26 protein-coding genes and 1 pseudogene are annotated in these 20,744 nt (G+C 71.5%); 14 read left to right on the top strand and 13 right to left on the bottom strand.

Going from position 1 to position 20,744, the window contains the following annotated elements:
* Window positions 1–158: 158 nt before the first annotated feature.
* Window positions 159–1,553: a cysteine desulfurase/sulfurtransferase TusA family protein gene (locus HFV08_RS09515; RefSeq protein WP_168537787.1), complete on the top strand. Its 1,395-nt coding sequence runs from the start codon at window positions 159–161 to the stop codon at window positions 1,551–1,553.
* A gap of 74 nt (window positions 1,554–1,627) precedes the next feature.
* Here HFV08_RS09515 and HFV08_RS09520 read toward each other — a convergent pair whose 3' ends face one another.
* On the bottom strand, window positions 1,628–2,602 hold the full coding sequence (locus HFV08_RS09520) for a carbohydrate kinase family protein (RefSeq protein ID WP_168537789.1): 975 nt from the start codon (window positions 2,600–2,602) through the stop codon (window positions 1,628–1,630).
* 131 nt (window positions 2,603–2,733) lie between these two features.
* On the opposite strand from HFV08_RS09520, the gene HFV08_RS09525 reads away from it, so the two are divergent.
* Both HFV08_RS09525 and HFV08_RS09530 read left to right on the top strand, forming a co-directional pair.
* Window positions 2,734–2,955: a hypothetical protein gene (locus tag HFV08_RS09525; RefSeq protein ID WP_168537791.1), complete on the top strand. Its 222-nt coding sequence runs from the start codon at window positions 2,734–2,736 to the stop codon at window positions 2,953–2,955.
* A gap of 208 nt (window positions 2,956–3,163) precedes the next feature.
* Window positions 3,164–4,552 (top strand): hypothetical protein, encoded by a 1,389-nt coding sequence (locus HFV08_RS09530; protein WP_312885492.1) that lies wholly within the window; start codon window positions 3,164–3,166, stop codon window positions 4,550–4,552.
* A 168-nt stretch (window positions 4,553–4,720) separates the two neighbouring features.
* Here HFV08_RS09530 and erpA read toward each other — a convergent pair whose 3' ends face one another.
* A complete protein-coding gene (gene erpA, locus HFV08_RS09535; RefSeq protein ID WP_168537795.1) occupies window positions 4,721–5,077 on the bottom strand; it encodes an iron-sulfur cluster insertion protein ErpA in 357 nt (118 codons plus the stop codon).
* Between the two features lie 384 nt (window positions 5,078–5,461).
* On the opposite strand from erpA, the gene nadA reads away from it, so the two are divergent.
* Entirely contained in the window at window positions 5,462–6,649 is a 1,188-nt protein-coding gene (nadA, locus tag HFV08_RS09540; RefSeq protein ID WP_168537797.1) for a quinolinate synthase NadA, read from the top strand.
* Window positions 6,650–6,720: 71 nt separating this feature from the next.
* On the opposite strand, the gene HFV08_RS09545 is transcribed toward nadA, so the two are convergent.
* The 5 genes from HFV08_RS09545 to HFV08_RS31500 form a co-directional block, all read right to left on the bottom strand.
* Window positions 6,721–7,206 (bottom strand): hypothetical protein, encoded by a 486-nt coding sequence (locus HFV08_RS09545; RefSeq protein ID WP_168537799.1) that lies wholly within the window; start codon window positions 7,204–7,206, stop codon window positions 6,721–6,723.
* A gap of 78 nt (window positions 7,207–7,284) precedes the next feature.
* A complete protein-coding gene (locus HFV08_RS09550; protein ID WP_168537801.1) occupies window positions 7,285–7,509 on the bottom strand; it encodes a DUF397 domain-containing protein in 225 nt (74 codons plus the stop codon).
* Window positions 7,510–7,572: 63 nt separating this feature from the next.
* Complete coding sequence (locus HFV08_RS09555) at window positions 7,573–8,403, bottom strand: helix-turn-helix domain-containing protein (protein WP_168537803.1); 831 nt, start codon at window positions 8,401–8,403, stop codon at window positions 7,573–7,575.
* Window positions 8,400–8,927 (bottom strand): DUF6879 family protein, encoded by a 528-nt coding sequence (locus HFV08_RS09560; RefSeq protein ID WP_168537805.1) that lies wholly within the window; start codon window positions 8,925–8,927, stop codon window positions 8,400–8,402. The genes HFV08_RS09555 and HFV08_RS09560 overlap by 4 nt, the downstream gene beginning before the upstream one ends.
* Complete coding sequence (locus HFV08_RS31500; RefSeq protein ID WP_168537807.1) at window positions 8,911–9,102, bottom strand: hypothetical protein; 192 nt, start codon at window positions 9,100–9,102, stop codon at window positions 8,911–8,913. Before HFV08_RS31500 ends, HFV08_RS09560 begins: the two co-directional genes overlap by 17 nt.
* 41 nt (window positions 9,103–9,143) lie before the next feature.
* Here HFV08_RS31500 and HFV08_RS09570 point away from each other — a divergent pair, with 41 nt between their 5' ends.
* The 6 genes and pseudogenes from HFV08_RS09570 to HFV08_RS31505 all read left to right on the top strand — a co-directional run.
* Window positions 9,144–9,335, top strand: a complete 192-nt coding sequence (locus HFV08_RS09570) for a hypothetical protein (protein ID WP_168537809.1) — start codon at window positions 9,144–9,146, stop codon at window positions 9,333–9,335.
* Window positions 9,336–9,409: 74 nt separating this feature from the next.
* On the top strand, window positions 9,410–9,628 hold the full coding sequence (locus HFV08_RS09575) for a hypothetical protein (RefSeq protein ID WP_312885493.1): 219 nt from the start codon (window positions 9,410–9,412) through the stop codon (window positions 9,626–9,628).
* Window positions 9,615–10,145 (top strand): DUF6879 family protein, encoded by a 531-nt coding sequence (locus tag HFV08_RS09580; RefSeq protein WP_312885494.1) that lies wholly within the window; start codon window positions 9,615–9,617, stop codon window positions 10,143–10,145. The genes HFV08_RS09575 and HFV08_RS09580 overlap by 14 nt, the downstream gene beginning before the upstream one ends.
* Entirely contained in the window at window positions 10,129–10,986 is an 858-nt protein-coding gene (locus HFV08_RS09585) for a helix-turn-helix domain-containing protein (RefSeq protein WP_312885495.1), read from the top strand. The genes HFV08_RS09580 and HFV08_RS09585 overlap by 17 nt, the downstream gene beginning before the upstream one ends.
* 205 nt (window positions 10,987–11,191) lie before the next feature.
* Complete coding sequence (locus tag HFV08_RS09590) at window positions 11,192–11,416, top strand: DUF397 domain-containing protein (RefSeq protein ID WP_168537811.1); 225 nt, start codon at window positions 11,192–11,194, stop codon at window positions 11,414–11,416.
* An 80-nt stretch (window positions 11,417–11,496) separates the two neighbouring features.
* Window positions 11,497–11,964: pseudogene (locus tag HFV08_RS31505) on the top strand (hypothetical protein); the annotation flags it as partial.
* 37 nt (window positions 11,965–12,001) lie between these two features.
* Here the strand turns inward: HFV08_RS31505 and HFV08_RS09600 are convergent.
* Both HFV08_RS09600 and HFV08_RS09605 read right to left on the bottom strand, forming a co-directional pair.
* Window positions 12,002–12,682, bottom strand: coding sequence for a response regulator (locus tag HFV08_RS09600; RefSeq protein WP_168537813.1), 681 nt, complete (start codon window positions 12,680–12,682; stop codon window positions 12,002–12,004).
* Window positions 12,679–13,974 carry a sensor histidine kinase gene (locus tag HFV08_RS09605; protein WP_168537815.1) on the bottom strand — a complete coding sequence of 432 codons (1,296 nt, stop codon included), beginning with the start codon at window positions 13,972–13,974 and terminating at the stop codon, window positions 12,679–12,681. Before HFV08_RS09605 ends, HFV08_RS09600 begins: the two co-directional genes overlap by 4 nt.
* 138 nt (window positions 13,975–14,112) lie before the next feature.
* Between HFV08_RS09605 and HFV08_RS09610 the strand changes: the two genes are divergently transcribed.
* Window positions 14,113–14,715: a DUF4291 domain-containing protein gene (locus tag HFV08_RS09610; protein ID WP_168537817.1), complete on the top strand. Its 603-nt coding sequence runs from the start codon at window positions 14,113–14,115 to the stop codon at window positions 14,713–14,715.
* 142 nt (window positions 14,716–14,857) lie between these two features.
* Here HFV08_RS09610 and pspAA read toward each other — a convergent pair whose 3' ends face one another.
* Together pspAA and HFV08_RS09620 are read right to left on the bottom strand one after the other, a co-directional pair.
* Window positions 14,858–15,136 carry a PspA-associated protein PspAA gene (gene pspAA / locus HFV08_RS09615; protein WP_040254258.1) on the bottom strand — a complete coding sequence of 93 codons (279 nt, stop codon included), beginning with the start codon at window positions 15,134–15,136 and terminating at the stop codon, window positions 14,858–14,860.
* A gap of 27 nt (window positions 15,137–15,163) precedes the next feature.
* Window positions 15,164–15,958, bottom strand: coding sequence for a PspA/IM30 family protein (locus HFV08_RS09620; protein WP_168537819.1), 795 nt, complete (start codon window positions 15,956–15,958; stop codon window positions 15,164–15,166).
* Between the two features lie 339 nt (window positions 15,959–16,297).
* On the opposite strand from HFV08_RS09620, the gene HFV08_RS09625 reads away from it, so the two are divergent.
* Together HFV08_RS09625 and HFV08_RS09630 are read left to right on the top strand one after the other, a co-directional pair.
* Window positions 16,298–16,921 (top strand): DUF3043 domain-containing protein, encoded by a 624-nt coding sequence (locus HFV08_RS09625; protein WP_168537821.1) that lies wholly within the window; start codon window positions 16,298–16,300, stop codon window positions 16,919–16,921.
* Between the two features lie 86 nt (window positions 16,922–17,007).
* Window positions 17,008–17,715 (top strand): class I SAM-dependent methyltransferase, encoded by a 708-nt coding sequence (locus HFV08_RS09630; RefSeq protein ID WP_168537937.1) that lies wholly within the window; start codon window positions 17,008–17,010, stop codon window positions 17,713–17,715.
* A 203-nt stretch (window positions 17,716–17,918) separates the two neighbouring features.
* Here the strand turns inward: HFV08_RS09630 and HFV08_RS09635 are convergent, their stop codons facing one another.
* Window positions 17,919–18,155 (bottom strand): hypothetical protein, encoded by a 237-nt coding sequence (locus HFV08_RS09635; RefSeq protein WP_040254254.1) that lies wholly within the window; start codon window positions 18,153–18,155, stop codon window positions 17,919–17,921.
* An 89-nt stretch (window positions 18,156–18,244) separates the two neighbouring features.
* Between HFV08_RS09635 and HFV08_RS09640 the strand changes: the two genes are divergently transcribed.
* On the top strand, window positions 18,245–19,441 hold the full coding sequence (locus tag HFV08_RS09640; RefSeq protein ID WP_168537823.1) for a bifunctional adenosylcobinamide kinase/adenosylcobinamide-phosphate guanylyltransferase: 1,197 nt from the start codon (window positions 18,245–18,247) through the stop codon (window positions 19,439–19,441).
* A 14-nt stretch (window positions 19,442–19,455) separates the two neighbouring features.
* Here the strand turns inward: HFV08_RS09640 and HFV08_RS09645 are convergent, their stop codons facing one another.
* Window positions 19,456–20,334 (bottom strand): methyltransferase domain-containing protein, encoded by an 879-nt coding sequence (locus HFV08_RS09645; RefSeq protein WP_168537825.1) that lies wholly within the window; start codon window positions 20,332–20,334, stop codon window positions 19,456–19,458.
* Window positions 20,335–20,744: the final 410 nt, after the last annotated feature.

A 20,744-nucleotide genomic window follows, 5' to 3' on the forward strand; every position in this document is an offset into this window, starting at 1 on the left:
TTGGGGTCGCGCGGGGAGGGTGCCCAACGCGCCGCCGCACTCCCCGAAGGGGTGGAATGCCCCACTCCAGCCCCCATCTGACGGGCCCTCGGGGCCTCGCGCCCGCCCCGGGAGCCCTCGCGCGCCCGCCCGCGCACCCCCGGAGTTAGCGTGTGGGCGTGTCCTACTTCGACGCCGCCTCCTCGGCCCCGCTGCACCCCGTCGCCCGCCAGGCCCTGCACGCCTCCCTGGACGAGGGCTGGGCGGACCCGGCCCGCCTCTACCGGGAGGGCCGCCGGGCCCGGCTGCTGCTCGACGCGGCGCGCGAGGCGGCGGCCGAGGCGGTGGGCTGCCGCCCCGACGAGCTGTCCTTCACCACCTCGGGCACCCGGGCCGTGCACACCGGGATCGCGGGGGCGCTCGCCGGACGCAGGCGCACCGGAAGCCACCTGATCGTGTCGGCGGTCGAACACTCTTCGGTGCTGCACGGCGCCGAGGCGCACGAGCGCGCGGGCCACCCGGTGACCGAGGTCCCGGTCGGGCGCGGCGGCGCGGTCGACCCCGGGGAGTACGCCCGCACGCTGCGCCCGGACACCGCGCTCGCCTGCCTGCAGTCGGCCAACCACGAGGTGGGGACCGTCCAGCCGGTCGCCGAGGTGGCCGGGGTCTGCCATCAGGCCGGGGTGCCGCTCCTGGTGGACGCGGCCCAGTCGCTGCCCTGGGGTCCGCTGGTCCCCGAGGTGCCCGACTGGTCGCTCTTCACGGCCAGTTCGCACAAGTGGGGCGGGCCGGCCGGGGTCGGTCTGCTCGCGGTCCGCAAGGGGGTGCGCTTCGCGCCGCCGGGCCCGGTGGACGAGCGGGAGTCGGGGCGCGCCGCGGGCTTCGAGAACATCCCGGCGATCGTGGCGGCGGCGGCCTCGCTGCGGGCCGTGCACGCCGAGGCGGCGGCCGAGGCGGCCCGGCTGCGGGAGCTGACCGCGCTGATCCGGGCGCGGGTGCCGGAGCTGGTCCCGGATGTGGAGGTGACCGGCGACCCCGAGCTGCGGCTGCCGCACCTGGTCACCTTCTCCTGCCTCTACGCGGACGGCGAGAGCCTGCTGCACGCCCTGGACCGGGCGGGCTTCTCGGTCTCCTCCGGCTCCTCCTGTACGAGTTCGACGCTCACCCCGAGCCATGTGCTGACGGCGATGGGCGTACTGAGCGAGGGCAATGTCCGCGTCTCGCTCCCGGCGGGCACCGCGCGCGAGGAGGTGGAGTCCTTCCTCGGCGTGCTGCCCGGGGCGGTGGCCGGGGTCCGCCGGAAGCTGGACGCCCCCGCCGCCGGGGCACCCGCGGCGGCGCCTCCCGCCGAGGGCCTGGTGGTCGACTCCCTCGGCAAGCGCTGCCCGCTGCCGGTGATCGAGCTGGCCAAGGCGATCGGCGGGGTCCCGGTGGGCGGCACGGTCACGGTGCTCGCCGACGACGAGGCGGCCCGTCTGGACATCCCCGCCTGGTGCGCGATGCGCGGCCAGGAGTACGTGGGCGAGGAGCCGGCCGGGCGCGGCAGCGCGTACACGGTGCGCCGGCTCTCCTGAGGCGCGGTGCCGTACGCCTCCGGCCGCCGTCCCGTACGCGACGGGGCGGCGGCCGGAGGTGTGCGCGGCGGGGCTCAGACCAGGTGGGCCCGGACCTCGGCGGCGGCCTCGTGGCCGTAGGCCTTGGTGAAGCGGTCCATGAAGTGGGCGCGGCGCAGCTGGTACTCCTGGGTGCCCAGGGTCTCGATGACCAGGGTGGCCAGCATGCAGCCGATCTGGGCGGCGCGCTCCAGGCCGACGCCCCAGGAGAGGCCGGAGAGGAACCCGGCGCGGAAGGCGTCGCCGACGCCGGTGGGGTCGACCTTGGCCTCCTCCTCGGGGACGCCGATCTCCAGGGAGGGCTCGCCGACCCGGTCGATGCGCACGCCCGCCGCGCCGAGGGTGGTGACCCGGTGCCCGACGCGGCCGAGGATCTCCGCCTCGGTCCAGCCGGTCTTGTTCTCGATGAGGCCCTTCTCGTACTCGTTGGAGAAGAGGTAGGCGGCGCCGTCGAGGAGGGTGCGGATCTCCTCGCCGTTCATCCGGGCGATCTGCTGGGAGAAGTCGGCCGCGAAGGGGATGGCGCGGGTGCGGCACTCCTCGGTGTGCCGGAGCATCGCCTCCGGGTCGTCGGCGCCGATCAGGACGAGGTCGAGGCCGCCCACCCGGTCGGCGACGGCCTTCAGCTCGATCAGGCGGGCCTCGCTCATCGCCCCCGTGTAGAAGGAGCCGATCTGGTTGTGGTCGGTGTCCGTGGTGCACACGAAGCGGGCGGTGTGCAGCACCTCGGAGATCCGTACGGAAGCGGTGTCCACCCCGTGCCGGTCCAGCCACGCGCGGTACTCGTCGAAGTCGGAGCCGGCCGCGCCCACAAGAACCGGGGCGGTGCCGAGCTGGCCCATGCCGAAGGCGATGTTGGCGCCGACACCTCCCCGGCGCACCTCCAGGTTGTCGACGAGGAAGGAGAGGGAGACCGTGTGCAGCTGATCGGCGACGAGCTGGTCGCTGAATCGGCCGGGGAAGGTCATCAGGTGGTCGGTGGCGATGGAGCCGGTGACTGCAATACGCACGGCTGGAACGCTCCTGGGCGAAGAGGAAGGGTCCCCTTACGCTACCGGTTCCACCCCGCACCGGCCGACCAGCCGAAACTACCCGATAGTAGGGCTTTCTTCGCCTGTGATCCCACGCTTACCGTTCGGATATGACGAACCTCGATTCCCGTGAATCCGCCCCGCAGGACCTGGAGTGCGGCTTCGACGTCCTGCGCGGGGACTGCGCCAGCATGGCATCCCGCTGGTCCTCCCCCACCCTCGCGTACACCGAGCAGAAGCCGGGCCCGGAGGCGAAGGCGGGCATCCGCGCCATCGTGGTACCCGAGCGCTCCGCGCACCTGGTCGACGGCATGTCCCAGTACGGCGACTGAGGGACCGGGGCGCGGACATCCGGAGTTTTCTCCGTCCCGCCCGGAAACGGAGGGAACCGCTCGCGGACCTCTCACGTCACACTGCTGTCCGCCACGGAGGAACGTGGTGGTGAACGCAGGCGATAGGAGCGATGCGGTGAACACCGAGGAGAACCGGAACGAAGCGACGAGCGCGCCGAAGCGACGCACGGGGCTGGTTGCCGCTTCGGTGGCAGCGGCCGTCCTCCTGGCCGGCGGCGGCGGGGTCTACCTCGCCTCCGCCGCCTCCGACGACGACAGCAAGAGCTCGGCCGGCAAGGAGAGCACCGACAAGCTGCCGCCGCTGGCGCTGAGCGGCCAGGCGAAGGCACCGGGCGACAAGGACCGTGACGGCGGCCCCGGCATCGCGCCGGGCGAGCCGAACCCGAACGGCACCGTCTACCGCGCTTCCGGCGAGCTGCCCGAGGGCCCCGACTCCGCACCCGTCTACCGCACCGAGGGCAAGGTCAGCGCCGAGGACGTGACGCGGCTCGGGAAGGCTCTCGGCCTGAAGGGCACCCCGCACCTGGCGGGCAGCACCTGGCGTATCGGCGGCAACGACGGCGGCAGCCCGCGGCTGCAGGTCGCGGTCGAGGCCCCCGGCAGCTGGACCTTCCAGAAGTACGCGCCTCCCGGTGGCGACAACTGCCCCAAGGGCAAGATGTGCGCGAGCAACACCGAGCCCGAGGGCGATGTGGTGCCCAACGAGGAGCTGGCGAAGAAGAAGGCCGCGCCCGTACTGAAGGCGATCGGGGTGGACGACGCCAAGCTGGAGGCCAGCCAGCTGGTCGGCAACTCCCGTGTGGTGAAGGCGAATCCGGAGATCGGCGGACTGCCCACCGAGGGCTGGACCACCTCCGTGAACATCGCCTTCGACGGCACGGTGACCGCGGGCGGCGGCTTCCTGAAGTCCCCCGAGAAGGGCGACTCGTACCCGGTCCTGAGCGCGAAGCGGACCCTGGACGAGCTGAACCGGACCGGCGGCACGCTGCGCTCGGCCCCCGGCTGCGCGGACCCGGTCCCGCTGGGCAAGGACACGAAGGACGCCAAGCCCGCGCCCACCGGGAGCAAGGACTGCGACAAGCCCTCGAAGCCGGAGCCCGCGACCGTGAAGAGTGCCGTCTTCGGCCTCTCCGCCCAGCAGGAGAAGGGCCGCCAGATCCTCGTACCGTCCTGGCTCTACCAGGTCCGTCCGGCCGGGGCGACCAGTGAGCAGCGGGTGGTGCACCCGGCGGTCGACCCGCGGTTCGTGACGCAGCCGAAGAACGAGGGTCCGGCCCAGCCGGGCCATGACTCCTCGGGTCCGGTCGCGCCGCTGAAGGAGGCCAAGGTGGACACGTTCTCCACCGACGGCAAGGAGCTGACCCTGCACTTCTACGGCAGCGTCTGCAAGAAGTACTCCGCCACCGCGAAGGAGACCGGCGGCAAGGTGACCGTGAAGGTGACCGAGCCGGCCGCCAAGCCCGGCAAGGTGTGCGTGCAGATGGCCAAGAAGACCGACGTCAGCGTGCAGCTCGACAAGCCGCTCGGCGACCGTGAGGTGGTCACCCAGCACGGTTCCCTGGTGAAGGAGAAGTAGGACCTCGGGACGCGCGCGCTCTGTGGGGGAGCGCCAGGGTCCCGCGATCTCCGGCCGCCCTTGTGGGGAGGGCATCCGGAGACACAGAAGGCGGCGGCTCCCGCGAGGGGGCCGCCGCCTTCTGTCATGTCCCGTCGGGGCGGGCCGCTCGGGCCCGCCCCCGGGGCGTCAGCTGAAGGAGTCGCCGCAGGCGCAGGAGCCGGTGGCGTTGGGGTTGTCGATGGTGAAGCCCTGCTTCTCGATGGTGTCGACGAAGTCGACCGAGGCGCCGCCGAGGTAGGGGGCGCTCATCCGGTCGGTGACGACCTTGACGCCGCCGAAGTCCTTCACGACATCGCCGTCCAGCGAGCGCTCGTCGAAGAAGAGCTGGTACCGCAGGCCGGAGCAGCCACCGGGCTGGACAGCGACGCGCAGCGCCAGGTCCTCGCGGCCTTCCTGGTCGAGCAGGGCCTTGACCTTGGCCGCGGCGGCGTCGGTCAGGACGATGCCGTCGGTGACGGTGGTGGTCTCGTCCGATACGGACATCTACATCTCTCCCGGGTTGGTACGGAGACTGCTTGCCGACGGTGACAACCGCCGGGGTCGCGGATTCATTCCGCGCCGAGCGTGTACGCCAGGTCTCCCTGGTCCACCCATGCTCGCACACCGGCCGGGCGGGGTCACGGGACCGCGGTCGGGGGCCCGGGGAACGCCCCGGGCCGGCCGCGGGCCCGGCGCCCGGGAACAGCCGCCGCGGATTGCGTCACATTGACACGACCGCCATCGTCAAACTGACGTGAAGCGGGTTATGATAGATAACGTCAATTCGACGAAAAGACTCCTTCGTGCAGCCGCACGAGCCGGAAACGGCCTCGCAGGAGAGCCGCTGAGTCCGCGAGAAGATTCCCGCGAGAAGAAAGGGTGCGTGCCGTGACCACCGCCCCAACCCGCCAGGAGCTCGACGTCCAGCCGACCCCCCTCGCCCTGCTGCTGCTCGGCCGCGAGGCCGACGCGAGGAGCGAGCGCGGTGTCGACTGCCCCGGCGACCTGCCCGCCCCCTCCGACCCGGATCTCGTGGCCCGCGCCCGCGCCGCCAAGGAGAAGCTCGGCGACAAGGTCTTCGTGCTCGGCCACCACTACCAGCGCGACGAGGTCATCCAGTTCGCCGACGTGACCGGCGACTCCTTCAAGCTGGCCCGGGACGCCGCGGCCAAGCCGGAGGCCGAGTACATCGTCTTCTGCGGTGTCCACTTCATGGCGGAGTCCGCGGACATCCTCACCAGCGACGAGCAGCGGGTCGTCCTGCCCGACCTCGCGGCGGGCTGCTCGATGGCCGACATGGCCACGGCCGAGCAGGTCGCCGAGTGCTGGGACGTGCTCACCGAGGCCGGGATCGCCGAACAGGTCGTCCCCGTCTCGTACATGAACTCCTCCGCCGACATCAAGGCCTTCACCGGCAAGCACGGCGGCACCATCTGCACCTCCTCCAACGCCGAACGCGCCCTGGACTGGGCCTTCCAGCAGGGTGAGAAGGTCCTCTTCCTGCCCGACCAGCACCTCGGCCGCAACACCGCGGTACGCGACATGGGCATGTCCCTGGACGACTGCGTGGTCTACAACCCGCACAAGCCGGGCGGCGGCCTCACCACCGAGCAGCTGCGCGCCGCGAAGATGATCCTCTGGCGCGGCCACTGCTCGGTGCACGGCCGCTTCTCGCTGGACTCGGTCGAGGACGTCCGCGCGCGCATACCCGGCGTCAACGTCCTGGTGCACCCCGAGTGCAAACACGAGGTCGTGTCCGCCGCCGACCACGTGGGCTCGACCGAGTACATCATCAAGACCCTGGAGGCCGCCCCCGCCGGTTCGAAGTGGGCGATCGGCACCGAACTCAACCTGGTCCGCCGCCTGGCGAACCGTTTCGCACCCGAGGGCAAGGAGGTCGTCTTCCTCGACAAGACGGTCTGCTTCTGCTCCACCATGAACCGCATCGACCTCCCCCACCTGGTCTGGACCCTGGAATCCCTCGCCGAGGGCACCCTCGTCAACCGCATCCAGGTCGACAAGGAGACAGAGAGCTTCGCCAAGCTGGCCCTGGAACGGATGCTGGCACTGCCGTAGGACGCGAAGCAGGGGCAGACGGAGGGGCGTCCGAGCGGGTGGGACGCCCCTCCGGCGTGGGTACGGGTGCTTCACCCGGGGCCGGCGGCCACGGCCGGACAGGGCAGTTCGGGGGCCGCCCGGTTCGGGGAGCACGTGACCACGGCCACCGAGTGGAAGACCGCGCCCCGCAGATAGTGGCCCAGCGATACGTCCCCGCCCCACCGCAGACGCTCGACGGCGGCCTGCACCAGGAGCACCAGCCGGGTCGCCTCCCGGTCCTGATCGGAGGCGAACCGAGGGGCGAACTCGGTCAGTTGGCGGCCCAGCCACTCCCCCGCTTCTCCGGGGTTTTCCCATGTCCCCCGGATCAGCGAGGGCGGCTTCATGAGCCAGTGTGCCGTCTGGATCGGAGGCACCTCGGAGGCCGGGAAGACGGCCACGGCCTCTCGGTACCGCTCATGGATGTCCCTCTCACTGGTCGCCGAAGGCGCTTGGCCAGGAGGCCTTCGAATGCTCTCCCGATCGAACTCCCTCTTCTCCCCCAGCCATGCGTAACCGTGATGATGCTGCCGCACATGCCGCTCCGTTCCGGAAAGCGCGACGGCCCCGCCCAACGCGTAGGGCAGGGCCGTCAGTTGAGGTGGAGCGGTGAGTCAGGCCGAGAGACCGAAGCGGGCCGGGTCGATACCGGCGGCGGCCAGCTCCGCCGTGGTGAAGCGCAGCGACAGCGCATCGGGGCGCTTGCTGTCACCCACGGCCCAGGCGTCCGGACCGATCTTCGCGAGGGTCACACACGATTCACCGTCGGGATGCGTGTTGCCGCCGCAGGCCTTCGAGAACTCGATTCCCTCGACGGGGAGTTCGTACAGGTCGACCATTGCCCTGCCCTTCCTTGTCACGGAGGCTTGTGCGGCAATCATCGACAGAAAAGGAACCCGACTCTAGCCGGTTTCCTGTTCGCGCAAATAGCCATCCCGAATGGATTCGACCAGGGCACGCATGGCGTCGCCGGAAACAGCGGATTCCCGGAAGCGCTCGAACTTCGATACGTAGAGGGCGACATCCCTCGGGTCGGTCACCACTATTTCGGCATGAACCGTTTCGACGGTGACCGTGCGATCATCGAAGAGGCAGAACGAGTGACCGGCGAAGTCCTTCTGGGGCACAGAAAGGGCAACTACGCGAATATCCACGTTGGGCAGACGCGAGAGAGACAGCAATCGATCCAGCTGCCCCACCATGACCAAAGGTGGAACAACAAGCCATCTCAGCACAGACTCCGTGATCAAGAACTGGAAGTCCTTGCCCTGCGCATAGAGAACGGATTGCCGAGCAAGTCTCGCACTGATGGTACTTTCCAGTTGACCGTCGGTCAGATCCTTCGGTTCGAAAACCGCTCTCACGTACTCAGGCGTCTGAAGCAGGCCTGGGATGAGCGAGGGCTGGAATAGGCGCAACAGGGCCGTCCGGGCCTCCAGACTCTGCACCTGCTGCTGTTTCCTGCTGTAGCCCAGGCGTCGGAAGAGGCGCCACGCCGTGACCTCGGTGGCAGCCTCCCTGGCCGCCGCCATGTACTCGGCCTTGACCTCTTCCGATACCCCTATGACGGTGAGGACGGAGTCCACATCGGTGAGACTCGGAGCCACGTTCCCATTCTCGATCTTGGAGAGCTTGGAACGAGACATGGCAGCGCCGCGGGCGACCGCCTTGGCCTCCAGCCCCGAGGAGACCCGCAGTGCCCGCAGCGCGGAGCCCAGAGCCGACTTGTTCACTCGCCGTACTCTGCCCACCATTCAGCGAACGGCACAGCCTTGGCCAGGGCCTTGTCCCAGTATGCGAGGAAGGTCGAGACCTTCTCCTCACTCAGGAGGTCAGCACCGAGGAACTTGCCCTTGCCGTCGTAGTTCATGGCGGCGATGACCTGCTCGTCGAAGAGCCAGAAGTCCGGAGCATCAGGGATCGGGTTGGCCTGCTCCGTGGTGTCGAGGATGAAGAACTCTTCCCCCGCCTTCACGTTCCGCAGATATCCCCAGCCCAGCTCGAACCGCAGATAGTCATTGAGCGGGCGGCTCAGGATGTGCACGCGGTACATGCGCTTGCCCGAACGAACCGCGTCCCCGACGGTCGTGACCCAGTTCGCAGTCTTGAAGTCTTCCGGCTGCGGCTTCCCTTCGAGGAACGCCTCAAAGGCACCCAGGCCACCCGACTTACTGTAGTCGTCCAATGTTTCGAGCCGGAAAGCTTCCCGCTCGAATTCATTGAAGCAAGCGTCCAGCGTTTTAGGCGATGTGGTCACGTGCGGCCTTTCGGATGAGCTCTACGGAAATCTCTACCAGAGTTTCGTGCGACGGGATCTCCAGCCCATGGGAAGAAATCCGGCTGCCCTGAACGGCCAGCGCGCCTCGATCTGTGGCGTAGATGGTCGGGCATGAGCCGTCTTGGCATTCGCCTACCAGTCTGGTCAGCTTCACAGCGCCGCCCCTCTCGTGAGTGTCGTGATCAATACTTCCGGATGGAGACCGAGAGTGACAAGAGCATCTCGTTTCCGTTACTGGAAACCGCCCCGCCGTCCGGAAAACCCCAGCCCCGCCGTCGGAACGAGGAGGGGCAGGAGGGTGGAGCTGATGAGGCCGCCGAAGACGACGACGGCGGCCTGGAGCCGCCCAAGACACCGCGCGTCGGCGCGCTTTATGCGACTTCGTGACTGAGGTGCATCCGGCCTTGCCGTCCGGAACACACTTTCCGTAACGTCCCGCTCACACCAGGAGAGAAGGTTCGGTGAACGGATTGCAGATCATCGCCGGTGGCCCGTGCAGGAGCGATGAGGACGACAAGTGCGGAAACGGCGACTGCCCCACCGTGTACATGACGCCCGAGCCGGGCATGATCGCCGTCCAGGGCTACGAGGCGGCGCACCCGACGCCCGAGGGCGAGTCGGTGGTACTGATTCCGGAGGACGTACTGAGGGAGGCGGCCCGTGCCCGTGGATGGTACTGACCCGGTGTACCTGGACGGTGAGGAATGGCAGGCGTACTTCCGGGACTTCAGGAGGTCGGCCTTCCGCCTTGAGATGCACCAGACGTACACCATGCCCGCCGAGACACCCACCGTTCGCGCCTTCCTGGCCGGTGAGCCGAAGCCCCGGCAGTTCAACTCCCCGTGGCATCGCACCATTCAGGACCACGCGGCGGCGGGCCGGACGATGACCCGGGCCAAGATCGTGGTCCGGCCGCTCACGCCGTACAACCGGTACCTCTTCGACTGGTGCATCCCCGGGAATGTGGCGGCGGGTGAGGACTACCGGATCGTCGATCTCACCGACCGGCCGGACCCCGGGCTCCCGCGGCAGGACTTCTGGCTGTTCGACGAGGAGACCGTCGTGCACCTCAACTACCGCGACGACGGGACCCAGATCAACCGGGAGCTGATCCGGAATCCTGATATCCCCTCGTATCTCGCGTGGCGGGATCTTGCACTGGAGAACGCCGTAGCATTCCGTGCCTATCGAACCTGAAGAACAGGAACGGGAGCGGAGGAACCTGGCGGAGGCGCTGCGGAGCCTCCGCCTCGCTTCCGGTCTCAGCGGCGAACGCCTCGCGGTCCGCTGCAACATGAGCCAGACGAAGATCAGCCGAATCGAAACGGGCAGGGCACTCCCGTCGGTGATCGATGTCGAGCGCATTCTGAAAGCCCTCGCAGTGCCCGACGGGGTTTCGCAGGATCTGCTCGACCTGGCTCGGCAGGCGAACGTCGACTACGCCTCCTGGCGTACGTATGCCCGCATCGGCCTTTATCGCAAGCAAGCAGAGCTCAAGGCACTCGAGTCCTCCTCGCACGCCATACGGCATTTCCTCCCGGCGATCCCCACGGGGCTGCTGCACGTCCGTGAGTACGCCGCCGCCACTCTCTCCCCTGCGGTGGCGGGCGAACCGGCAAGAGATGTGCGCCGCACGGTCGAGGCCCGTATGGAACGCCAAGCGATCCTGGACGACCGTGCCCGCTCGTTCTGGTTCCTGATGACCGAGCAGGCAGTGCGGTGGCAGCGCGCCGCCACGGGGACCATGGCCGCGCAGTGCGCCCATATGGCCGAGATCAACGGGAAGCCCAATGTCGAGATCGGCGTACTCCCGCAGGGAATTCACGTTCCCGGCACCCCGATGAATATCTTCGTCGTCTACGACGACCGTCTCGTGACAGTGGAACTGTTCTCCGGGGAAGTCGTACTGCGTGACCCGCGAGATGTGACGCAGCATCTGAATCTCTTCGAGCTGTTCTGGTCACACGCACTCACAGGAGACCGCGCCACCCGTTTCCTGGAAGAAGCCTCGCAGGCATTCATGCGTCAACGTGACTAGCGCTTCCGAAGCTCCGATGGAAGCGCCACGATGAATGCACGGCGAGTGAGCGCGCGTTCAGCACGGCTGGCACACCTCCGGCAGTGAAAGCAAGGGCGGATTTTCCGTCGCCTCGCACTCCTCACCTGAAATCCCGCTCCTGAAAAGGGCGGTGGCGGTCACGTGACGGCCACCTTCCATTGTCCAGGCAGAAAGGTGCAGAGACGTGCAGAACGGAATCGACCTCTACTCACTCGACATCGACAGCGCCTCCTTCGTGAAGGCCTGCGGGGGACCGTGCACCGAAGGGTGCGTGACGCTGGCCCGGATCGGCGACCAGGCCTGGGCCCTGGGCGACAGCAAGCGCCCGGAGGCGCAGCCGCTCCGCTTCACGACGGAGGAACTGGACCAGGCGGGTATCGACCCGGCCCGGTTCGGCCTGAACTCCTGACCCACCGCACTGCCGACCGGGGCAGGGCTGCTGCTTCTCCGGCCCGGTCGGCCCCTTTCTCCGCCCGAACGGAATGACTGGTGCACCACCACGGCTACCTCTGGGCAGGTCCAAAAGAGCGCTTCGACCAGGAGGCACTGCGGCGGCCTCCCCATCCGGAGCCGCCCGGCCCACCGCACGACGCAGCGACCGAGAAGCTCTTGGGGCGCTATCGCGAGGTCTCGGCGGAATTTCCGGCCATCGACCTTCCTCCGCTCGAAACGGCCTACTGGCTCGTGAAACCACGCTCACTGGTACGCGGCACATGGACCGAGACGGAGGAAGCGACAGCGTGGCTGGAGGAACAACTACGCGTCCACGCGCACCGGTTCCTCACGGAACGGGACCGCGACCTCGTCCACCTGACCGCTCGCGTCGCCTCAGCGGCTCAACAGCTGGGCTGCGGAGGGGACATCTCTCTCGGGCACTACCTCGAACGTCCCTGGTACCTGTCCCTGGCGATCGTGACGTGCTCCCCGAATCGCACGAGACCCGAACTGCCTTGCCCTACGGGTGCTCAGAGCCCGGGAACCGCCTCACCTCAGGTCAGTCCCCCCTCGGCCGCACCAACCCGGACTCGTAAGCGATGACGACGAGTCCCGCGCGGTCCCGGGCGCCGAGCTTGGCCATCGCGCGGTTGACGTGGGTCTTGACGGTGAGCGGGCTGACCTGGAGGCGCTCGGCGATCTCGTCGTTGGAGTGGCCGCCCGCGACCTGGACGAGGACCTCGCGCTCGCGGCCGGTCAGGGCGGCGAGGCGTTCGGCGTGCACCCGCTCGCCGCCCGGTGAACTCTCGCTCTGCGCAAGGAACTTGGCGATCAGGCCCTTGGTGGCCGCCGGGGAGAGCAGCGCGTCCCCGGCGGCCGCGACGCGGATCGCGCTCAGCAGTTCCTCCGGTTCGGAGCCCTTGCCGAGGAAGCCCGCGGCGCCGGCCCGCAGCGACTGCACCACGTACTCGTCGACCTCGAAGGTCGTCAGCATCACCACCCGTACTCCGGTGAGCGCCGGGTCGGCGCTGATGGCGCGGGTGGCGGCGAGGCCGTCGGTGCCGGGCATCCGGATGTCCATCAGGACGACGTCGGCCGCGGCGGAGCGGGCGAGGGCGACCGCCTCGGCGCCGTCCGAGGCCTCGCCGACGACCTCCATGTCCGCCTCGGAGTCGACGAGCACCTTGAACGCGCTGCGCAGCAGCGCCTGGTCGTCGGCGAGGACCACCCTGATCGTCACGCGCCGCCTCCCGCGGGTGCCGGTGCCGGATGCGCCCCGGCCGTGACCGGCAGGATGGCATGGACCCGGAAGCCGCCGCCGTAGCGGGGCCCGGCGGTGCAGCTGCCGCCGAGGGCGGAGACCCGCTCGCGCATGCCGAGCAGCCCGTGTCCGCCGCCCTCGCCGGAGCCGGTCGGCTCCCCGTGGTCCGGGGCCCCGCCGGGACCGGTGCCGTTGTCCAGGACGGTGACCTCCAGACGGGTGCCGACCTGTATCACGCTGACCTCGGCGGCGGCCCCGGGTCCGGCGTGCTTCCGCACATTGGTCAGGGCCTCCTGGATGATCCGGTACGCGGCCAGGTCCGCCGCGGCGGGCAGCCGGGCGGCCCCGGGCTCCTCGCCGCCGAGCGGCCCGGCCCCGCCGGCCTCGGGTGAGCGGAGCACGGCCACCGGCAGCCCGGCGTGCCGGAAGGTGTCGGCGAGTTCGTCGAGCCGGTCCAGGCCCGGCGCCGGTTCGGTGGGGGCCTCCGGGTCCCCGGACTGGCGCAACAGGCCGACGGTGGCGCGGAGTTCGTTCAGCGCCGAGCGGCTCGCCTCGCGTACGTGGGCCAGCGCCTCCTTGGCCTGGTCCGGGCGGCGGTCCATCACATGGGCGGCCACCCCCGCCTGCACATTGACCAGGGCGATGTGGTGGGCGACCACGTCGTGCAGATCGCGGGCGATGCGCAGCCGCTCCTCGGCGACCCGGCGGCGGGCCTCCTCCTCGCGGGTGCGCTCGGCCCGTTCGGCACGCTCGCGCATCGCGTCCACGAAGGCGCGGCGGCTGCGCACCGCGTCCCCGGCGGCGGCCGCCATGCCGGTCCAGCCGAAGATGCCGATGTTCTCCTGCGCGTACCAGGGCAGCGGACCGGAGAGCATCGCGGCGGCGGTGAGCACGGTCATGGTGAACAGACCCACCCGCCAGGTGGTCGGCCGGTCGGTGCTGGCGGCGACCGTGTACAGGGCGACCACCGCGCACATCGCGACGGGGGCGCGCGGGTCGCCGGTGACCAGTTCGACGGTGGCGACGAGGCCGGTGGCGCCGAGCACCACCATCGGGGCGCGCCGCCGGAAGACCAGGGCGAGACCGCCGATGGAGGTGAGGACCAGGCTGGAGACGTGCGGGACCCGGGTGAACCACTCGGGACCGTGCGGTCCGTGCGGGTCGGTGAAGGAGGCCACCACCACACAGGCGAGGACGGCGGCGGCCAGAGCCGCGTCGAGGGCCAGCGGATGCGCCTGGAGCCAGTGCCGGGCTCGCTGGAAAGTGCTCACCAGCCAACGGTACGGGGCACGGCGACCGCGCGGAACGGAACCGGGGGGTGAGCCGGGCCGCCCGGGAGCACCCGGCGGCGCGCGCCCCTACCGGAAATCCGGTGGCCGCCGGCCCGGCGCGGCGGGCATGCTCGTCCGGTGCCGGAAGAACCCAAGTACCGCATCCGCGCGGCCCGTTCGGATACGACCGTGACCGTCTACCAGGCCTATCCCCCGGCCCTCGGGCTGCCCGCGGCGCGCGCGGGGCGCTTTCCCGCGGCCTGGAAGCGGGACCGGATGACATGGATCAAGCCCTCGTTCCTGTGGATGGCCTACCGCTGCGGCTGGGGCACCAAGGAGGGCCAGGAGACGGTGCTGGCCGTGGAGATCACCCGGGAGGGCTTCGAGTGGGCCCTGCGGCACGCCTGCCTCTCCCACTACGAGCCCGCCGTCCACGCCGGCCAGGCCGACTGGAAGCGGCGGTTGAACTCCGCGCCGGCGCGCGTCCAGTGGGATCCGGAGCGCGATCTGCACTTGCGCCCGCTGCCCTACCGCTCGCTCCAGCTGGGCCTCGCCGGGGAGGCCGCGCGGCGCTACGCCGACGAGTGGATCACCGGCATCCGGGACGTCACCGCGCTCCAGCGGCGGGTCCACGCGCATGTACGCGCGGGCGAGCCGGAGCGGGCGCGGGCGCTGCTGCCCGAGGAGCCGCCGTATCCGGTGCCGGACGGGCTGCTCTCGGGACTGGTCGCGGGTGCCTGAGCGGGCTGGCAGACCTGGGGGGACCTGGGGGCGGACAGAAGCGAGCGGGGGAACATGGGCGGGCGCGGGCGGCTCGCGCCCGGGCCAGGCGCCGGAGTGCGCGCCCGACCGCACGCCCGGTTGCGCGCCCCCGGGGCCCTGCTCAGCCGGGCAGCAGCCCGTCGTCGCTGAGCATCGCCCGGACCTCCTCCAGGGTGGCCTCCGGCGAGGGCAGGATCAGCTCCGAGGGTTCCAGGGAGTCGTCGGGCAGGGGCTCGCCGAGCGCCCGTACCTCGTCCAGGAGCGCCTGGAGGGTGCGCCGGAAGCCCGGGCCGTCGCCCTGCTGCATCTCCGCGGCGAGTTCCTCGTCCAGCGTGTTGAGTTCGGCGAGGTGGCTGTCGGCCAGCCTCACCTGCCCCTCCCCCATGATCCGTACGATCATGTCGCCCTCCTCGGAGCCGAGCGGTGCCTACTGCTTGTCGAAGCGCGGGGTGTCCTGCGGCTGCTGCTGGGGCTGCTCGCTCTGACCGCCGCCCTCGATGGCCTGCTGCGGGGCGGGGCCGCCCGCGAGCTCGGCCTTCATCCGCTGCAGTTCCAGCTCCACATCCGTACCACCGGAGAGCCGGTCCAGCTCGGCCTGGATGTCGTCCTTGGCCATCCCGGACTGGTCGTCGAGGGCTCCGGAGGCGAGCAGTTCGTCGATGGCGCCGGCCCGGGCCTGGAGCTGCGCGGTCTTGTCCTCGGCGCGCTCGATGGCCATGCCGACGTCGCCCATCTCCTCGGAGATGCCGGAGAAGGCCTCGCCGATCCGGGTCTGGGCCTGGGCCGCGGTGTAGGTGGCCTTGATGGTCTCCTTCTTCGTACGGAAGGCGTCCACCTTGGCCTGGAGGCGCTGGGCCGCGAGGGTGAGCTTCTCCTCCTCGCCCTGGAGGGTCTCGTGCTGCGTCTCCAGGTCGGTCACCTGCTGCTGGAGCGCGGCCCGGCGGGACAGCGCCTCGCGGGCCAGGTCCTCGCGGCCGAGGGCGAGCGCCTTGCGGCCCTGGTCCTCCAGCTTCCCGGACTGCTTCTGCAACTGGCTGAGCTGGAGTTCGAGCCGCTTGCGCGAGGTGGCGACGTCGGCGACGCCGCGGCGCACCTTCTGCAGCAGTTCGAGCTGCTTGTTGTACGAGTAGTCGAGGGTCTCGCGCGGGTCCTCGGCCCGGTCAAGGGCCTTGTTCGCCTTCGCGCGGAAGATCATTCCCATACGCTTCATGACACCGCTCATGGGCTTCGCGCGCCCCCTTCTGACGGACTCCGGCCTACAGCACCCAACAGAACCCACAGTACGGGTCCTGCTTCCATTACCGCACTGTTCAGGGACGGATGGACTCCTCCCCAAGGACGACTGCCCGGCCCGGCGCTCCGGCCCAGGGAGTAGGCGGCCCCCTGTACGCACCGCGCCGGGGCACTCCGGCCCGCGCCTCTCACCGGCACGGCTCGCGCGCTCGCACGCCGTCACGGGCCGGACACCGGGAGAAGCCCTGCGGTTTGTCCGGCTCGTACGGGCATGCCGTTCTCGTGCCCGGGTATCGCTGCCGGATTGTTCCCCACCGGGCGCCGGTCCATGCTCCGGCTACCCGTACCCTTGGGTTTTGTGTTCCGTAGCCGTTCCAAGGAAGAGAAGGCCCCCGCCGCCAAGGCGCCCGTGGCCGACTCCACTCAGCCCCGCGATCCGCAGGCCCCCAAGGGCAGGCCCACGCCCAAGCGCGCCGTGGCCCAGTCCCAGCGCCGCAGCGTGACCACTCCGACGACGCGCAAGGAGGCAGCGAAGCGTCAGCGCGAGGAGCGCCGTACGCAGATGGAGAAGCAGCGCCAGGCGCTCGCCACCGGCGACGAGCGGTATCTGCCCACCCGGGACAAGGGACCGGTGCGCCGGTTCGCCCGCGACTTCGTCGACTCCCGCTTCTGCGTCGCCGAGTTCTTCCTGCCGATGGCGGTGGTCATCCTCGTCCTGAGCATGATCCGCGTCCCGCAGCTGCAGAACTCTGCGCTGCTGCTGTGGCTCGCCGTCATCGTGCTGATCATCGTCGACTCGGTCGTCCTGGTGTTCCGGCTGCGCAAGCAGCTCGCGGAGCGCTTCCCGGACAAGCCGCGCCGCGGCGCCGTGCCCTACGCCCTGATGCGTACCCTCCAGATGCGCCGGCTGCGGATGCCCAAGCCGCAGGTCAAGCGCGGAGAGCGGCCCTGAGCCAGGAGCCGGATCCGCCGGGCCCCGGCCCGCGAGCCGCCTGGCCGCCCGGCTCCGGCGGACTGCCGCGGGTGGTGCGCAGGGAACTGGTCGCCCGGCAGGTCGAGGAGCAGATAGGCCAGCGCTTCCCGCTCGGGCAGCGGCTGCGGGTCCTCGACGTCGGAATGGGCCAGGGCAGCCAGGCGCTGCGGCTGGCCCGCGCCGGGCACGCGGTCACCGGTGTGGAGACCGACTCCGGGCTGCTCACGGCCGCCCGGGAGGTCCTCGCCCGGGAGCCGGAGGGCATCCGGGACCGGGTCCGGATGCTCCAGGGGGACGGTCGGGACACCGGCGCGCACTTCCTGCCGGGCGCCTTCGACGTGGTGCTCTGCCACGGGGTGCTGATGTACGTCGAGGAGCCCGATCCGCTGCTGGCGGGCCTGGCCCGGGTCCTCGCCCCGGGCGGGCTGCTCTCGCTGGTGGTCCGCAACGCCGACGCGCTCGCCCTGCGCCCCGGGCTCACCGGCGACTGGCGGGGCGCGCTCGCCGCCTTCGACTCCGTGCACTGGACCGACCCGCTCGGGGTCACGGCCCGCGCCGACCGGCTCGCCTCCCTGACCGAGAACCTCGCGGGCATCGGCGCGCCGCTGAGCACCTGGTACGGCATCCGCGTCTTCACCGGCCGGGCCTCGGCGGCGGACACCGCACCGCCGGAGGACCTGGAGACCCTGCTCGCCGCCGAGGAGCGCGCGGGCCGCACCGACCCCTACCGGCAGGTGGCCGAGCTGCTGCATCTGTGCGGCGTACGGGGCTGAGGGGCGCACCGGAGCACGGGACCCGCGCGCCGGGGCGCGACCGCCACGGGAGCACGCGGCCGGCAGCGCACGCGGCCAGGAGCACGCATGGCCGGAAGCACACGGTGCCGGGAACACACGCGGCCGGGGGCGGCCACCGCGCTGCTGCGCGGCGACCGCCCCCGGCCGGTGACGTCCCGCGGCCCTCGCGGGCCTCGGGGCGCTCAGGACTCGCTCTCGTCCTCCGCCTCCGGGTCGCCCTGGTGCAGGCTCATCGGGCCGTAGACCTTGGCACCGTCCTCGAAAAGGGTGACCTGGTCCGCGCCCCCCTCGGCCAGCTCCTTGAAGAACTCGCCGATCCACGACTCCGCGTCGCCCTGAGTGGTGAACTCCTCGGGCTCCACGGCCGGCTCGACCTCTGCCCCGTCGGACTTCTCGAACCGCCATGTCCACGCCGCCATGTCGCCTCCCGGGCCTCACACGCTGCTTCAGATCGTCCCGAAGCCTATCCGGGCGAGCACGCGCGGCGCGGACGCGGGAGGATCTTCGTGTGGAAGTGACTCTGCTCGGCACCGGCGGCCCCTCGGGACTGCCCCGCCCCGGCTGCCCCTGCGCCGCCTGCGCGAGCGCGCTCGGCCCCTGGGTACGGGCGGCGACCTCGCTGCTCGTGGACGAGGTGCTGCTGCTCGACCTGACCCCCGGGGCGGCACTGGCCGCCGCCCGCGCCGGACATTCGCTCGGCGGGGTGCGCCAGGTGCTGCTCTCGCATCCGCACGACGGCCCCGCGGTCGAGATCCCGGCGGGGCTGCCCCGGCCGGTACGGGTGCCGGACGGCCGCGAGCTGACCCTGCTGAGCGGCCACCGGGTGCGCGCCCTCGCCCTCGACTCCCCCGGCACCGGCTACGCCGTCACCGGTCCCGACGGCCTCCGGCTGCTCTATCTGCCGCCGGGCGCCGCCCCCGCGGGCACCCTGGACGGCGGGCCCTACGCCATGGTGTGCGCCGATGTGACGGGGCGCCCGGACGCGCTGGCCCGGCTCCGCGCCGCGGGCACCCTGGGGCCCGCCACCGAGGTGATCGCCGTGCACCTGGACCACGGGCTGCCGCCGGGCCCGGAGACCACCCGGCGCCTCGCGGCGGCGGGCGCGCGCGCCGTACCGGACGGCACCACCCTGGAGGTCGGCGCCTACGAGGAGGTGCCCGACCTGCCGCGCCGGACCCTGGTCCTCGGCGGGGCGCGCTCCGGCAAGTCGGTGGAGGCCGAGCGGCGCCTGGAGGCCTTCCCGGAGGTGGTGTACGTGGCGACCGGCGGCACCCGCGAGGGGGACACCGAGTGGGCGAGCCGGGTCGGCGCCCACCGCGAACGCCGCCCCGGCTCCTGGCGTACCGAGGAGACCTGCGAACTGCCGCCCCTGCTCGCCGAGACGGGCCCCCCGCTGCTCATCGACTGCCTCTCGCTCTGGCTCACCCACGCCATGGACGAGGCCGACGCCTGGGACGAGGCCGCCTGGGCGGGCGGCGGCGAGCGCCAACTCCAGGAGAAGGTGAGGGAGTTGGTCAAGGCGGTACGGGAGACCCGGCGCACCGTGGTGGCGGTCTCCAACGAGGTCGGCTCGGGCATCGTCCCCGCCACCGCCTCCGGCCGCCGCTACCGCGACGCCCTCGGCCGCCTCAACGCCGCCTTCGCCGCGGAGTGCGAGCACGTGCTGCTCGTGGTGGCGGGGCAGGCGGTGGTGCTGCGGGGGTGAGGGCCGACTCCCCCTCAGAGAGCGGAAGTCGGCGGCTCCGGTGAGTCCAGCGGGTCCGCCGCCGTATCGGGTTCGCGGCGGGCCACGATCCGGTAGCTGTTGGCGAGGCGGGGGCCGCGCAGGGCCAGGGCCAGCAGCTGGTCGAGCAGGCGGGCGGCGGCGAGCAGGGGCAGGCGGAGCGCGCCGGGCAGCGCGGGCACCCGGCGCCCCGGCGCACCCGGACCGCGGCCGCCCGGCAGCAACCGGGCGACCAGGGCGGTGAGTTCACAGGGGACGTGAACGCCGCCCCGATGCCCGGTGCCGAGCACCATGAAGCCCAGCCGGGTCAACTCCCCTTCCAGCGCGGCGGAGGTGAGCAGGAGCGGGCGAACTGCCCGCGGGTCGCGCCCGGTTGCGGCGGCCGCTCTGCGGGCGAGCAGCCGCCCGGACCAGGACGCCGGGTTGGCGCAGTCGAGGACCAGATGCCCGCCGGGGCGCAACACGGTGCGGGCGGCGCGGAGTTCGGCGCCCGGCTCGGCGGAGTGCTGGAGCCGGTGGAACATGCTCAGCGCGTCGTAGTGGCCCGCGATACGCGGGGCGAGGGCGCGCAGGGTGCCGGGCAGTCCGGCGTCGATCCGGCCCGCGGCGAGCGCCTCCGCGACGCCGGTGGCGCCCAGCGCGTCGAAGGCGGTGTACGGGAGCAGTTCACGCGCCGCGCGGGGGAAGCGGGCCGCCCCCGACTCGATGTCGAGCCAGGACTCCGGTTCGGCGTACGGCAGCAGGGCGCGGGCCCGGGAGCGCAGCACGCGGCCCGGCTCCAGGGCGCCGCTCACGCCCGCCGCGGCGGGCGGCCCTCCGGACCCGCGGACGGCGCCGAATCCGCGGGCGGCCCCGGATCCGCTGCCGGCTCCCACTCGCGCTCCCGCTCCCGCGACGGCACCGGCACCGGCACCGGCACCGGCACTGGCAGCGGCTTCGGAGCTCCTCGGCTCCGGCTGCCCGAAGGGCGGCGGAAGGCTGCCGAAGCGGTACGTGCACGCCGGGCACCCGGCGGCCCCGGGGCGCCGCCCGAGCAGGTCCGCCACACGGCGCCGGACGGGGGTGCCGCACCAGGCGCAGCCGGTGTACCACCGGGTGGGCAACACCCCGCCGCGGAAAGGGAGTCGGGGGTGGAAGAGACTTCGGGCGCCCGGAGCCGCGGGTCCCGGCTCGGGAACGGGCGGGTTCGGCGGCATGGTTCCTCCGGGGTGCCGGGCGGCGGCCGGGCGCCGGGTGCCCGGCGGGGCCGTACCGGCCGCCGGACCCCTCCGCGCCCGAGCACCGC

Source organism: Streptomyces physcomitrii (genome assembly GCF_012273655.1).
GTDB lineage: Bacteria > Actinomycetota > Actinomycetes > Streptomycetales > Streptomycetaceae > Streptomyces > Streptomyces physcomitrii.

What these genes read in the sequence shown, in the direction of transcription:
- HFV08_RS09620 (WP_168537819.1), bottom strand. Translation starts at nt 15,958, where the DNA reads ATGAGCGGTGTCATGAAGCGTATGGGAATGATCTTCCGCGCGAAGGCG.
- HFV08_RS09635 (WP_040254254.1), bottom strand. Translation starts at nt 18,155, where the DNA reads ATGGCGGCGTGGACATGGCGGTTCGAGAAGTCCGACGGGGCAGAGGTC.
- HFV08_RS09525 (WP_168537791.1), top strand. Translation starts at nt 2,734, where the DNA reads ATGACGAACCTCGATTCCCGTGAATCCGCCCCGCAGGACCTGGAGTGC.
- pspAA (WP_040254258.1), bottom strand. Translation starts at nt 15,136, where the DNA reads ATGATCGTACGGATCATGGGGGAGGGGCAGGTGAGGCTGGCCGACAGC.
- erpA (WP_168537795.1), bottom strand. Translation starts at nt 5,077, where the DNA reads ATGTCCGTATCGGACGAGACCACCACCGTCACCGACGGCATCGTCCTG.
- HFV08_RS09550 (WP_168537801.1), bottom strand. Translation starts at nt 7,509, where the DNA reads ATGGTCGACCTGTACGAACTCCCCGTCGAGGGAATCGAGTTCTCGAAG.
- HFV08_RS09570 (WP_168537809.1), top strand. Translation starts at nt 9,144, where the DNA reads ATGGAGACCGAGAGTGACAAGAGCATCTCGTTTCCGTTACTGGAAACC.
- HFV08_RS09625 (WP_168537821.1), top strand. Translation starts at nt 16,298, where the DNA reads ATGCTCCGGCTACCCGTACCCTTGGGTTTTGTGTTCCGTAGCCGTTCC.